Here is an 11,780-nt window from a genome sequence, read left to right as displayed (position 1 = left end):
CCCCCCCCCCCCCCGCCCCCACCCTCCCGAGAGCCCCACCCCCCCGAACCACCCCCGCCTCACAACCACCCCCGCCGAGCGGCCTGAACCCCGGCCTGGAACCGGGTGGTCGCGCCCAGGTGTGCGAGGAGCGTGGAGACGCGGCGCACCACGGTCCGCCGGCCCACGCCCAGCCGGCGGGCGATGGCGTCGTCGGTGGAACCGCCCGCCATCAGGGTGAGGATGCGCCGGTCGCGTTCGTCGATGCGCAGGTCGACGCCGACGACGGTGGCGGGCACCGCCAGGCGCCACAGGGTCTCGAAGACGGCGGTCAGGGCGTTCAGCAGGCCGGAGGGCCGGATCAGCAGGGAGACGACGCCGGGGCGGTCGTCGGCGGGCAGGGTGACGATGGCGAGGTCGTCGTCGCCGATGGCGAGCTTGAGCGGCGGCTCGTCCAGGGTGCGGGCCTGCTCCCCCGCCTCGACCATGCGCGCCATGTTCGGCCCGGCCACCGGGTCCTCGAACGCGCAGCCCTGGTAGATCGCCCGGTAGACGACGCCGGCGGCCATCCGTCGGCGCTGCAGCACTTCCTGGTCGGCGTAGTGGGCGTGGCTGCCGGAGTACGGCGGCACGTCGATGACCCGTACCTGGTGGCGGGCCGCGAGTTGCAGGCGGCGGCTGGCGGCGAGCACCTCGGCGGGGTCCTCGACCACCTCCAGCGCGCCGTAGCTGCCGGCGTCGCGCCGGGCGAAGCGGTAGAGGCGTTCGAGTTCGTCGCCGGCCCGGCGGGCGGTGGCCTGGCGCAGCGCGTCGCGTTGCAGCACCGTCTCGACGACCCGGCCCGGTGGCAGCGCCTCCCAGGCGTGGTCGCGGTCGTCGGCGCTGCCGGCGGTGTCGAAGGCGACCGCGACGCCCTCGTCGGCGAGGTCGCGCAGGACGGCCAGCACGGTGTCCTCGTCCAGGCCGGCGCCGTGCGCCAGGTCGGCGACCCGGGCCCGCGGTCGGGCGACCAGGCCGCGGTAGACGCGGCCGCGTTCGGAGTCCGGATCCAGTACGTCGTGCACGACATCCCCCCGGTCATCGTGGACTGCGCCCGGGTGTGTCGGGCGGCCGCAGGAGCCTACCCGGGCGGGTGGCCCACATGCGCCAGTGGCCCAGGTGCGTCGCCGGAGGCTCTGGCGCCGGGGCGGTCGATGTGACGAAAGTTGTCGATGTTCAGACACGCAGTGTGAGACGGTTCGTCAGGACGCCCCGTCAGCACGCCCTGTCGGAACGCGAGCCCGCCACCACCGGGCCCCCGGACCCACCGACCGTCGAAGGCCGAGGACGACCATGACCCCAGCCCGGCTCCTGCCCGCCCGGCCGCGGCGTGCCCGGACGGCCGTCGCCGCCCTGGCCGCCGGCCTGCTCCTGCTCGCCGCGCCCGCGGCCGCCGCCGTCCCCGCGCCCGCGGCCGCCGCCGTCCCCGCGCCCGCCACCGCCACCGCCACCGCCACCGCCCGAAACGCCGAGCCCGCGCCCGGCCCGCCGCCGCTGGCCGACGGCTTCGGGCTGACCCAGGTCGGCACCGCCACCGGCACCGCCACCAACTTCGTCATCACCGTCACCACGCCGAAGGTCGCCGGGCAGCACACCATCCGGATCCTGCTGCCCGCCGACTACGCGCAGCAGCCGGACAAGCGCTACCCCGTGCTGTACTTCCTGCACGGCGCCTCGGACAACCCGAGCGACCCGGCGCTCGCCTACCCCGCCCTGACCGCCGCCCAGTCGATGATCACCGTCATCCCGGACGGCGGCCTGCGCGGCTGGTACACCGACTGGCTCGACCAGGGCACCGCCGCCGGCGCGCAGAACTGGGAGACCTTCCACCTCACCCAGGTCCTCCCGTTCGTCGACGCCAACCTGCGCACCCGCACCGACCGCGCCCACCGGGCCGTCGGCGGCCTGTCCATGGGCGGCTTCGGCGCCCTGCACTACGCCCAGGACCGCCCCGACCTGTTCGGCCAGGTCCTCACCATGTCCGGCGCCAACGACCTGTCCGCCGACCAGATGGTCCTGCGCGGCGCGATCGTCGCCATGCTGACCAACGCCGGCACCGTGCTGTGCGGCCCCAGCGACGGCCGCCCCTGCGGCTTCGACTACGGGCCCACCGTCTCCAGCGACGCGCTCTTCGGCACCCCGTACCCGGTGTTCAACGCCGACTGGCGCTGGAACGCCGCCGACCCGGTCTCCCGGGCGGCCGCGCTCGCCCACACCGGCATCGCCGTCTACACCGGCAACGGCAAGGGCAACCCCGCCGACATGGAGTTCTGGGCCGAGGGCACCGCCAAGCGCCTCAAGGACCGCCTGGACGCCCTCCAACTGCCGTACCACTACGTCGACTACGGCGACGGCACCGGCTGGGGCGCCGACTGCCAGGGCGGCCACACCGCGGGCTGCTGGGCGCAGGACCTCGTGGACTACGTCCCGCGCCTGGAAGCGGCCTTCGCCGCCGCGCCCTGACGTCCTTCTCCTCTCCCTTCCCGCCTCCCGCTGAAAGGACACCCTCCTTGCCCACCACCACGACCTCCGGCCGTACGGCGCCCTGGCTGCGCCTGCTCGCGGCCTTCCTGGTGACCTGTTGCGCCGCCCTGGGCCTGGCCGCCGCGCCCGCCCACGCCGCCCCGGCCCCGGCGCCCGCCGCCGCTCCGGCCGCCGCGTGCGCGACCCCGCAGCAGTGCCTGACCATCAAGTCGCTCGGCAACGGCCGCCAGCTCGACGTCCAGAACGGCAACACCGGCGACGGCGTCTACGTCGTCACCAACTCCGCGCCCGGCTACCACCAGTCCTGGCGGCTGAACGTCGACACCTCCGACTACACCTTCACCATCGTCAACAACGACACCGGCAAGTGCATCGACCTGGCCTCCTGGTTCGTCCCGGTCCTGCGCCAGCAGACCTGCGCCGGGCAGGCCAGCCAGCGCTGGTTCCTGCAGCCCGCCCCCAGCGGCGGCGACGCGTTCTTCATCCGCCACGCGGGCGACAACACCTGCCTGGACCTCCTCAACGGCGCCCAGTACGACGACGCCTGGACCGACCAGTACGCCTGCAACGGCACCGCCAACCAGCAGTGGGCCACCGGCTTCCCGCAGGCCGCCCGCACCCTGGCCGTCGACCACGCCGCCAAGCAGTGCCAGAAGGACGCCTCCACCTGCTCCTGGGCCGTCCAGAGCGAGGGCCCGGCCGCACCGCTGCCCCGGATCTGCACCTCCGCGGTCTGGTTCAACAACACCAGCGGGACCGTCCAGCAGAACTTCGCGGTGACCGACATGAGCGGCTGGTCGAGCACCCTCGGCAGCACGCTGGGCAGCGACATCTCCGCCGGCACCCCGAACGTGTTCGGAGTGAAGGTCGGTACCTCCATCACCTTCACCAACGTCTGGAACGGCTCGCGCACCGTCAACAACGCCGTCACCGTCACCGTCCCGCCGCAGCAGTACGGCTGGGTGACGCTCGCCGAGGTCGCCCGCAAGGTGACCGGCTCCTGGACGTTCGACGCCCACGGCATCCCGTGGACCGCCGACGACACCATCACCATCCCGGTGACCTCCGACCCCAACGCCGGGCCGACCCTCTACATCGCCAACACCAGCCCGACGTTCACCACCTGCGCCTGACGCATCCTGCTCTCCACGGCCGCCGCCCGCGCTACGGGCGGCGGCCGTCCGCGTCCCCGCTACGGCGTGGCGCCGCCCTCCCGGGCCAGGGCCTCGCGCGCGGCCAGACGTCCGGCCACCCGGAAGGAGTGCTCACGCGAGTCGATCTCGTGCACGAGGGTGAAGTGCACCACCACCGCCAGCGCCACCGCCCGTCCCGGCACCCGCTCGGCCAGCTCCTCGCGCACTCCCTCGGCCAGCGCCGCGTGGAACAGCGCCAGGTACCTCGGGTCGGAGTCGCCGCGCACCGTGGCGTCCGGCGCCACCTCCAGGTGCACGCCCTCCTCCCACGGCTCGAAGTCCACGGTGACGATCGCCACGTCGCAGGGGCAGCCGCTCTGGCGGACGTAGCGGGCCTGCACCCCGCGGATCGGGTGCTGCGGGAAGCTCTGCGCCGGGTCGGGGGTCATCGCCATCAGGACCAGGTGATCTCGACGGACTCGACCACCACGTCCGTCACCGGGCGGTCGTCCTCGGTGGGGGCGGTGGCGATCGCGTCCACCACGGCCTTGGAGGCCGCGTCGGCGACCTGGCCGAAGATGGTGTGCTTGCGGTTGAGGTGCGCGGGCGTGCCCACCGTGACGAAGAACTGCGAACCGTTGGTGCCCGGGCCGGAGTTGGCCATCGCGAGCAGGTACGGCTTGGTGAAGAACAGCTCCGGGTGGAACTCGTCCGCGAAGGCGTAGCCAGGCCCGCCGGTACCGGTGCCGGTCGGGTCGCCGCCCTGGATCATGAAGCCCGCGATCACCCGGTGGAAGACCGTGCCGTCGTAGTACGGGCCGCTGCCCGGCTCACCGGTGCGCGGGTCGGTGTACTCCCGGGTGCCCTCGGCGAGTTCGACGAAGTTGCGGACCGTCTTCGGCGCGTGGAACGGGAACAGCTCCAGGCGGATCGGGCCCGCCGTGGTGTGCAGGGTGGCGAACCGGGCAGTGGCCACGGGTGACTCCTCGGGTGCGGCTGGTGCGGTGACCAGGAAGATCGGCTACGGCATCCTGGCACAGACCCGGGGTTCGCGGCCGAACCGGGTGGAAGGATCCCCACGTGGAACCTGACGTACGGACGAAGGGCGGGTGACCGCGGTGATCGGCGCGGTGCTGATCGGATTGCTGGCGCTGGTCGTCGCCGGATGCGCCTGCGTGGTGTGGGCCGACCGCGGCGGCCCGGCCTGGACCCGCGTGGTCGCGGCCCTCACGGTCCGCAGCGGCGAGGCCCTGCGCAGGTACCGGCGCGACCGTCGCAAGAACTCGGGCGACAGCGGCGGCGGTGACTGAGACATGTGGGAACCGAAGGATCCGGAACAGCTGCGGGCCGTCTTCGAGTCGGTGCTGGCCGGCACCCTGGCCGGGCGGGGCGTGCCGAGCTGCCTGGGCCTGGACACGGACACCGACGAGGCGCTGTGGGCCATCGAGATGGCCCGCCCCGACGTGCCGCCGGCCCTGGTCGAGGCGGCCCGGCGCGCCTTCGCCGGGCAGCTGGACGGCAGCAACGCGGCCCGGTGGCGCGAGCGGATGGAGCGCCGGTTCGCCGACCCCGGCGACTGACGCCCCGTCCGCGGCCCCACCACCCCCGCGTTCCCCCGGCCGCGGCCTGGATAGGGTGGGGCCGGTGAGCTTCCATCTCGTCGTCGGACACGGGCCCGCCGGGGCCGCCACCGCCCGCCTGCTGGCCGAACAGGGCCACCAGGTACGGGTCGTCACCCGCACCGGGGGTCCCGCCGGACAGCAGAGCGTCGAAGGCGTCGACCACCTCGCCCTCGACGCGAGCGACCCCGCCGCACTCGCCCGGGCCGCCCAGGGCGCCGCCGCCATCCACGGCTGCGCCGCACCGCCGCTGCCCCAGTGGGCCGACCGCTGGCCGGCCCTGGCCTCCGCCCTGTGCGCGGCCGCCGAGGACAGCGGCGCAGTCCTGGTCATGCTCGGCAACCTGTACGGCTACGGGCCGCAGGCCGACCCCAGCCGCCCGCTGACCGAGGACCTGCCGCTCGCCGCGACCGGCCCCAAGGGCCGCGTCCGCGCGGCGGCCTGGGAGCAAGCCCGAGCCCTGCACGAGGCCGGGCGGATCCGGGCCGTGGAGGTACGCGCCTCCGACTTCTTCGGCCCGGGCGTCACCGACAGCGGCCACCTGTCCGCCCGCGTCATGCCCAACCTCCTCAAGGGCCGCCCCGTCGCCACCCTCGGCGACCCGGACGCCCCGCACAGCTGGACCTACCTGCCGGACGTGGCACGGGCGTTGGCCGAGGTCGCGGGCGACGAGCGCGCCTGGGGCCGGGCCTGGCACGTCCCCACCGCCCCCGCCGCCTCGGTGCGCACCATGGTCGGCCACCTCGCCGCCGAGGCCGGCACCACCCCGGTGACGGTGCGCCGCCTGTCCCCCGTCCTGCTCGGCGCGGCCGGCCTCTTCTCCCCCCTGCTGCGCGAACTGCGCGAAACCCGCTACCAGTTCGACCAGCCGTTCGTCGTGGACGCCACGGCGTACGAGACCGCGTTCACGGTCCGCGCGACCCCGCTGGACGAGCAGGTCAAGGCCACGGTGGCGTGGTGGCGCGACCGGTTGGGCGCCTGACGGCCTCGGCCTCAGTACTTGAGCGAGTCCGCCCCGCGATAGCCGTCACCCGGCACACCGTCGATCAGGATGATGTCCGCGACCATGTGCCGGGTGCGCAGCGGCAGGATCTCCTGGTACGCGGGCGAGTCCCACCAGGCCCGGGCCCGCTCGAAGTCGGGGAACGCGATGACGATCGTCCCGCCCGTCCCCCAGCGCCCCTCCACCGTCTCGTACGCACCGCCGTGGACGATGAAGCGCCCGCCGAAGGGGTCGAGCGTGGCGTCGATCCGCTCCAGGTACTCGACGATGTCGGGCCCGAACTCCACCGAGTGGACCTGGGCGATGGCGTAGGCGGTCATGGCTGCTGCTCCTGGGGGTTCGTGGGCGCTCCTGCTGACATCCCCGACAGTAGGGCGGGGCCGACGGCGGCCGAATCCGTCACGCATAAGTAGGGGCTACGTACGAGACCGCAGAAGCCCCGCACGGCCACAGCCGTGCGGGGCACCCCCGTTGCTTCAGCCCGCCGGAAAATCCCCACCCTTGACCCCGGCGAGGAACGAGGCCCAAGCATCGGCGGGGAACAGCAGGGCCGACCCGTCCGGATCCTTCGAGTCCCGGACAGCTATCCCGCTCAACACCGACTGCCGGACCTCCACGCACTCGTTCGCCTGAGCGCTGTAGCTGCTCTTCTGCCACTCACCGCCAGCGACCACCGGCGGAAGCTCCGCCGCTTCGATGCAATCGCCCCCCTGCCCGCTGTAGCTGCTCTTACGCCACAGAACGTTGCCGAAATCTGATGCGAGCATCTCTCTCCCCTCTTCGACCGAAGTGAGCGGGCGCGCTTGGAACTGGTCACCGTGGTCCTGCCCCCGGGATTGGCAGGCGTGGAAGCCCCGCACGGCCACAGCCCGTGCGGGGCAACCGGGTGCGCTTCAGCCGGCCGGAAACTCCCCGCCCTTGACCCCCACGAGGAACGATGTCCACGCGTCGGCGGGGAACAGCAGGACCGGCCCGTCCGGATCCTTCGAATCCCGTACCGGCACGGCACCACTCACACCACTGGCCATCTCCACGCATTCGCTCTGCGCGCCGGAGTGGGACGACTTGTGCCAATCGAGCCCGGAGCCATGGACAGGCATAAGGCCGGCCACCTCGACGCAGTTGCTCTGCGCGCCGGAGTAGGAGGACTTCCGCCAGTTGATCCCCGGGCCGGGGACCGGCACGCAGCCGGCGATCTCGACGCAGTTGCCGCCCTGCCCGCTGTAACTGCTCCTGTGTCACAGAACGTTGCCGAAGTCCGATGCGAGCATGCCCACCCTCCGATAGCCGACGGCGGCACAGCTACCGCCGCACCCGAACGTTCCCCGCCGAGACCCGTCTACCCGTCCGAGAGCTCGCCGGCCTTCACGCCGCCGACGAAGGCATCCCAAGCCTCCGCGGTGAACCGAAGGGTCGGACCACTCGGATCCTTCGAGTCCCGGACAGCCATCCCACCCGGCACCGACCGGCCGGTCTCCACACAATCGTTCGCCTGAGCGCTGTAGCTGCTCTTGTACCAGTGCCGAACAGCCGTCTCCGGTACGGTCATTGCGCCCACACCCCTGTCTGGTCCCATGCTCACATCTCCGCCGCGATTGCCGAGATCATATCCAGCGACTTCGCAGGGTTCAGGGCCGACGACCGAAGGTACTCGAATACCAGACCATAGCCGTCCAGCTCCGCCTGTTGCTCCATGTAGTGGCTGCTCGTCAACGTCTCCAGGAAGACCGCCCCGGGGTTCGGCGAGTCAGCGAACCCGAACATCACGAAGGCGCCGCAAGCTCCGGCGGTCGCGCCGACCTCCAAGGGAACAACCTGCAAGGTCACGTTCGGCAGCTGAGCGACGTCGGCCAGGTGATCCAGCTGTGCTCGTTGGACGCCTCTTCCGCCGACGAGGCACCTGAGGGCAGGCTCCCAGATGATCGCCCAGAATCTGGCCGGGTCGGGCCTGGAGAGAACGTCCTTCCGTTCCATCCGGATCTCGACCAGTTGATCGATACGCTCCGGACGGACAGCCGCTGGATTGGCCTCCAGCACTGCACGGGCGTAGCCCTCTGTCTGCAACAGGCCCGGCACGACGACGGATTGCCACGTGCGAATGTATCGGGCATCCCCTTCGAGGCCCAGGAAATCGGCATAGGCCGGAGGGATCGTGTCGCCGTAGTCGTGCCACCATCCGCGCTTCTTACTGTTTCTCGCCAGCTCCTCAAGAGCACTGCGGTCCCTTCCGGTGACCCCGTAGAGGTCCAGCAGGATCCCGAGGTCCAGTCGGCGAACGCCGGACGCGCCGGTCTCTATGCGGCTGATCTTGGCGCGGGAACAGGCAAGGGCCTGCGCCGCATCCTCCGTCCCCTTGTTCACGGCTTCGCGGAGGCGGCGAAGCTCCGATCCGAGTCGGCGGGCACGGACGGTCGGCTTCGGTTCATCGGCCATGCGCAAGTCCTCTCACCTGACGAACCCAGTCTGCCTTGTGACGATTCGTCAATCCAGCGTAGCCATATCTGCATCGTTGCAGAAGCATCGCTTGCAGGTTGCACCAACACCGGTGCATGCTACCTGGAGTAGTGAGCACTGCCACACAGAGTGATCATGGCGGGCTCATCACCCGGGCATTCCCATGCCTTCCTCGGCCGTCTTCACCCCGCACACTCCGGAGGTGGCTCCGCCATGTCTGAAACCGACTCCCCCTCCCCCGCCCCCACCGAATCCACCTGCCGGCTGCCCCGTAGCCGAACCTCCCCCAGCCTCGCCCGGCAGCGGCTCCGCGACTTCCTCTCCCCCTTCCCCGTCGGCGAACTCCTCGTCCCGACCGGCGAGTTGCTCGTCAGCGAGCTGGTCACCAACGCCGTCCAGCACGCCCGCGCCCCGCGCGACCGCCTGATCCACGTCCGCTTCCACCTCGCCCCGGACGGCACCCTCCGCATCGAGGTGCACGACGCCGACAGCGAGAAGCCCGTGCTCCGCGACGCGCCCGTCTGCGCCGAGACCGGCCGGGGCCTGCTCCTCGTCCACGAGTTGGCCCGCAGCTGGGGCTGCTGCCCGCGCGAGGGCGGCATCGGCAAGTTCGTCTGGTGCCACGTCAGCCCCGAGGAGTCCGCCGCGTGACGACCGTCGTCCGGGCCGAGATCACCGGCATCATGGCGCCCGCCCTCTTCCCCGGCCTCGACCACGCCCTGCCCGTTCTCTGGGAGCGGGTGCGCGGACTCCCCATCCGGGAGGCCCACCGGGACTTCATCCGGATCTGCATCGGCCCCGGCGGCGGCCAGGGCGTCGCCCGCTGCCTCGCCCGGGGCGGCAGTTGGAGCACCACCCTCTACGTCGGCGGCATGACCGACTGGACCGCCCACCCGATCACCATCACCACCCACCAGCCCTGATTACCTGTTTCTGAACCCAGAAGCCTCAGGTCAGCCCGCTCTTGGACGTTCGCTGAACGGTCACCGTGACCGTTCAGCTTCGCGCGCCTTCGTGGCCTGCAGCTCGGGCTTTTGCAAGAGCACTGTTCGCTGGTGCACCGATAGACGACCATAGGTCGAAGTCCTCGGAGGGCTGTCCCACCTAGGCGCGGGCGCCGCAATGCCCGCCGCCGAAGACGTTCCGGCCGATAGGTGCCGACGATGCCGTAGTCGTGAAGGGGAGATCATGAACGGTCGAAAGAAGCTTTCAGCCCTGGCACTCACCGCAGGCCTCCTGCTGGGCGGAGTCGCGGTGGCGACCCCGGCCAGCGCCGCCGACTACTACTGCGGGCCGACCACCCAGGTGGTCCCGGGGGGCAGTGTGTACGCGCAGGCCTGCATCTCGACTGCTCCCGGCGCTACCGCCTTCTACTATGCGTTTGCCTACGTGACGAGCAACGGCAACAACACCTTCACCCGCTCCGACGTGTTCATCAACTCCGGTGGGACGTACTACGGCAAAGGGACCGACTGCGGGTTTCCGTCGACCCCCTTCTCCAACCGGCGCTGCAACGGGCCGCTGGTGACGTACACATACAACGGCTACGTTCAAGGCCAGATCGAACTGTGGGTCGACGGGGGCTACTACAAGGCATTCTCGCCCTCCGTGTACGTCGGCTGAGCCGGGCTGGGACGCACGGTCATAGGTTCGGGGCGATGCGGCACTCAGTACGTGCTTCTGAAGGCCAGAGGCCGCGGCTTCGGAAGCTTGTTTCCAAGGTGGGTTCTGGGCCGAGTTGGTGGCCATCACCTTGAGAACGATCAAGACGGAGTGGGTCCGCCGACCGACTCGCTGGCTCCCGGGCCTGTTCTCCATGGAGAACAGGCCCAGCACGTCCCACTTGCCCAGGCGGTTCCGTTCGCCGGACAGTCACGGTGGCCGTTTGGCGAACGCGTCCACGAACTTCGTGTTTCGGACACCGGCAGACTGACCTGCGGCTTCTGGGTTTCAGAATCAGGCACTCGCTCCCAGAGCAACTCCGCCCCGGCCCGGGAGGTCACCCGATTGCCCGCACTGGTAGGCCCTCTGTTGTGCGGGGGCAAGATCGGTGAGTATCACCTCTGCCCGTCCGTCAGTCGGAGCAGGGGAGCTAAAGCCTCCTGCGGCGACGCCGTTCGAAGGAGCCGTCAGTGACTGCTGAACCGCCACCAGGCGGAGTTCCCCGTATTCCTCAGGGCCCGCCGCCAGATGCCGGGAGCGGAGCCGCTCCCGCGCCCAGCCGCCGTCTCGGTGAGATAGCGGCGCTCGTCTCCGCCGGCACTGCCCTCGCTGGCCTCCTCCTTGGCTTCTTCGGGCTTCCCGCAGTGGTGAACTCACCCACCGCCAGGACGGTCACCGAGACCGTACGGGCCACTGCGACGGTGACCGTGACCGCAACCCCGACCAGCTCCTCCACCTCCCTCGCTGCCCCGGCTCCGAGCGACAGCGGCCAGACGGCACCCACCGCACCGGAGCGGGTCTCCCTCGTGGACGACCTGCAGCCCGTCGACAACCACCGCGGCAAATACGACCGCGGACCGCAAAGCGTCAACGGCACGCTCTACCCCACCGTGCTCTCCAGCACCTGTGCCACCTCAACCTGGCAACTGGACCGCCAGTACACCCGCCTGACCGTGTCATACGGTCTGGCCGACAGCTCCTCCTCTGGCAAGACCGTGCAGATGTACATCGAGTTGGACGGCACCCGGAAACTGGAACGAGATGTAGCGGTCGGCTCGACGACACCGGTAGACCTGGATGTCCGGGGAGTCTTCCGCATCACCCTTGCCTCCAACTACTGCTACGCCTTCGGCCTGAACAACGTCGGTGCGTGGATCGATCCCGTCGTCATCAAGGCCCCCTGAGTGCCTGTTTCTGAGCCCTCGGACTCTGCGGGGTCGGTAGCCTGGCACCAGGTGGGTCGAGAGCCAGGTTGCTGCTGGGCAAGTTGAGAACGATCAAGGCTGAGTCGGTTCACCGACCGCGTTCGCCGACTCCGGGTGAAGGTCTCCCCGAAGGCCGCCCCGCGCGTCCCACGCACCCCAGCAGTTCCGTTCGCCGAACGGTCACGGTGACCGTTCAGCGAAC

General features: G+C 70.9%; 17 protein-coding genes. 9 read left to right on the top strand and 8 right to left on the bottom strand.

What is annotated here, in order from left to right; translation table 11 throughout:
* Positions 1–59: 59 nt before the first annotated feature.
* Complete coding sequence (locus IE332_RS40220; RefSeq protein ID WP_189926809.1) at positions 60–1,043, bottom strand: transcriptional regulator; 984 nt, start codon at positions 1,041–1,043, stop codon at positions 60–62.
* A 268-nt stretch (positions 1,044–1,311) separates the two neighbouring features.
* Here IE332_RS40220 and IE332_RS40215 point away from each other — a divergent pair, with 268 nt between their 5' ends.
* Both IE332_RS40215 and IE332_RS40210 read left to right on the top strand, forming a co-directional pair.
* Positions 1,312–2,481 (top strand): alpha/beta hydrolase, encoded by a 1,170-nt coding sequence (locus IE332_RS40215; protein ID WP_189926808.1) that lies wholly within the window; start codon positions 1,312–1,314, stop codon positions 2,479–2,481.
* 47 nt (positions 2,482–2,528) lie between these two features.
* Positions 2,529–3,635 (top strand): RICIN domain-containing protein, encoded by a 1,107-nt coding sequence (locus IE332_RS40210; protein ID WP_189926806.1) that lies wholly within the window; start codon positions 2,529–2,531, stop codon positions 3,633–3,635.
* A 59-nt stretch (positions 3,636–3,694) separates the two neighbouring features.
* On the opposite strand, the gene IE332_RS40205 is transcribed toward IE332_RS40210, so the two are convergent.
* Positions 3,695–4,090, bottom strand: a complete 396-nt coding sequence (locus IE332_RS40205; RefSeq protein ID WP_229929320.1) for a hypothetical protein — start codon at positions 4,088–4,090, stop codon at positions 3,695–3,697.
* Positions 4,090–4,611, bottom strand: a complete 522-nt coding sequence (locus tag IE332_RS40200) for a peptidylprolyl isomerase (RefSeq protein ID WP_189926804.1) — start codon at positions 4,609–4,611, stop codon at positions 4,090–4,092. The genes IE332_RS40205 and IE332_RS40200 overlap by 1 nt, the downstream gene beginning before the upstream one ends.
* Before the next feature lie 133 nt (positions 4,612–4,744).
* Here IE332_RS40200 and IE332_RS40195 point away from each other — a divergent pair, with 133 nt between their 5' ends.
* From IE332_RS40195 to IE332_RS40185, 3 genes are all read left to right on the top strand, one after another.
* On the top strand, positions 4,745–4,945 hold the full coding sequence (locus tag IE332_RS40195) for a hypothetical protein (protein WP_189926802.1): 201 nt from the start codon (positions 4,745–4,747) through the stop codon (positions 4,943–4,945).
* A gap of 3 nt (positions 4,946–4,948) precedes the next feature.
* Positions 4,949–5,215, top strand: a complete 267-nt coding sequence (locus tag IE332_RS40190) for a hypothetical protein (RefSeq protein ID WP_189926800.1) — start codon at positions 4,949–4,951, stop codon at positions 5,213–5,215.
* 64 nt (positions 5,216–5,279) lie between these two features.
* Positions 5,280–6,236, top strand: a complete 957-nt coding sequence (locus IE332_RS40185; RefSeq protein WP_189926797.1) for an NAD-dependent epimerase/dehydratase family protein — start codon at positions 5,280–5,282, stop codon at positions 6,234–6,236.
* 11 nt (positions 6,237–6,247) lie between these two features.
* On the opposite strand, the gene IE332_RS40180 is transcribed toward IE332_RS40185, so the two are convergent.
* The 5 genes from IE332_RS40180 to IE332_RS40160 form a co-directional block, all read right to left on the bottom strand.
* Positions 6,248–6,577 (bottom strand): DUF1330 domain-containing protein, encoded by a 330-nt coding sequence (locus IE332_RS40180; protein WP_189926795.1) that lies wholly within the window; start codon positions 6,575–6,577, stop codon positions 6,248–6,250.
* A gap of 156 nt (positions 6,578–6,733) precedes the next feature.
* Positions 6,734–7,024, bottom strand: coding sequence for a DUF397 domain-containing protein (locus IE332_RS40175; RefSeq protein WP_189926793.1), 291 nt, complete (start codon positions 7,022–7,024; stop codon positions 6,734–6,736).
* Between the two features lie 126 nt (positions 7,025–7,150).
* The gene (locus tag IE332_RS40170) at positions 7,151–7,441 is read right to left on the bottom strand and encodes a DUF397 domain-containing protein (RefSeq protein WP_308437668.1); all 291 of its coding nucleotides are present in this window, start codon (positions 7,439–7,441) and stop codon (positions 7,151–7,153) included.
* A gap of 155 nt (positions 7,442–7,596) precedes the next feature.
* Positions 7,597–7,806, bottom strand: a complete 210-nt coding sequence (locus IE332_RS40165; RefSeq protein WP_189926791.1) for a DUF397 domain-containing protein — start codon at positions 7,804–7,806, stop codon at positions 7,597–7,599.
* A gap of 29 nt (positions 7,807–7,835) precedes the next feature.
* A complete protein-coding gene (locus IE332_RS40160; protein WP_189926789.1) occupies positions 7,836–8,690 on the bottom strand; it encodes a helix-turn-helix domain-containing protein in 855 nt (284 codons plus the stop codon).
* A gap of 234 nt (positions 8,691–8,924) precedes the next feature.
* On the opposite strand from IE332_RS40160, the gene IE332_RS40155 reads away from it, so the two are divergent.
* From IE332_RS40155 to IE332_RS40140, 4 genes are all read left to right on the top strand, one after another.
* Positions 8,925–9,362 carry an ATP-binding protein gene (locus IE332_RS40155; protein WP_189926787.1) on the top strand — a complete coding sequence of 146 codons (438 nt, stop codon included), beginning with the start codon at positions 8,925–8,927 and terminating at the stop codon, positions 9,360–9,362.
* Entirely contained in the window at positions 9,359–9,634 is a 276-nt protein-coding gene (locus tag IE332_RS40150) for a hypothetical protein (RefSeq protein ID WP_189926785.1), read from the top strand. Before IE332_RS40155 ends, IE332_RS40150 begins: the two co-directional genes overlap by 4 nt.
* Before the next feature lie 265 nt (positions 9,635–9,899).
* Complete coding sequence (locus tag IE332_RS40145) at positions 9,900–10,334, top strand: hypothetical protein (RefSeq protein ID WP_189926783.1); 435 nt, start codon at positions 9,900–9,902, stop codon at positions 10,332–10,334.
* A gap of 845 nt (positions 10,335–11,179) precedes the next feature.
* The gene (locus IE332_RS40140; protein ID WP_189926781.1) at positions 11,180–11,557 is read left to right on the top strand and encodes an NPCBM/NEW2 domain-containing protein; all 378 of its coding nucleotides are present in this window, start codon (positions 11,180–11,182) and stop codon (positions 11,555–11,557) included.
* The last annotated feature ends 223 nt before the right edge of the window (positions 11,558–11,780 follow it).

Origin of the sequence: Kitasatospora xanthocidica (genome assembly GCF_014656195.1) — a bacterium.
Classification (GTDB): Bacteria; Actinomycetota; Actinomycetes; order Streptomycetales; family Streptomycetaceae; genus Kitasatospora; species Kitasatospora xanthocidica.
The sequence above is the reverse complement of the archived record's forward strand: the minus strand, read 5'-3'. Positions and strand labels throughout refer to the sequence as shown.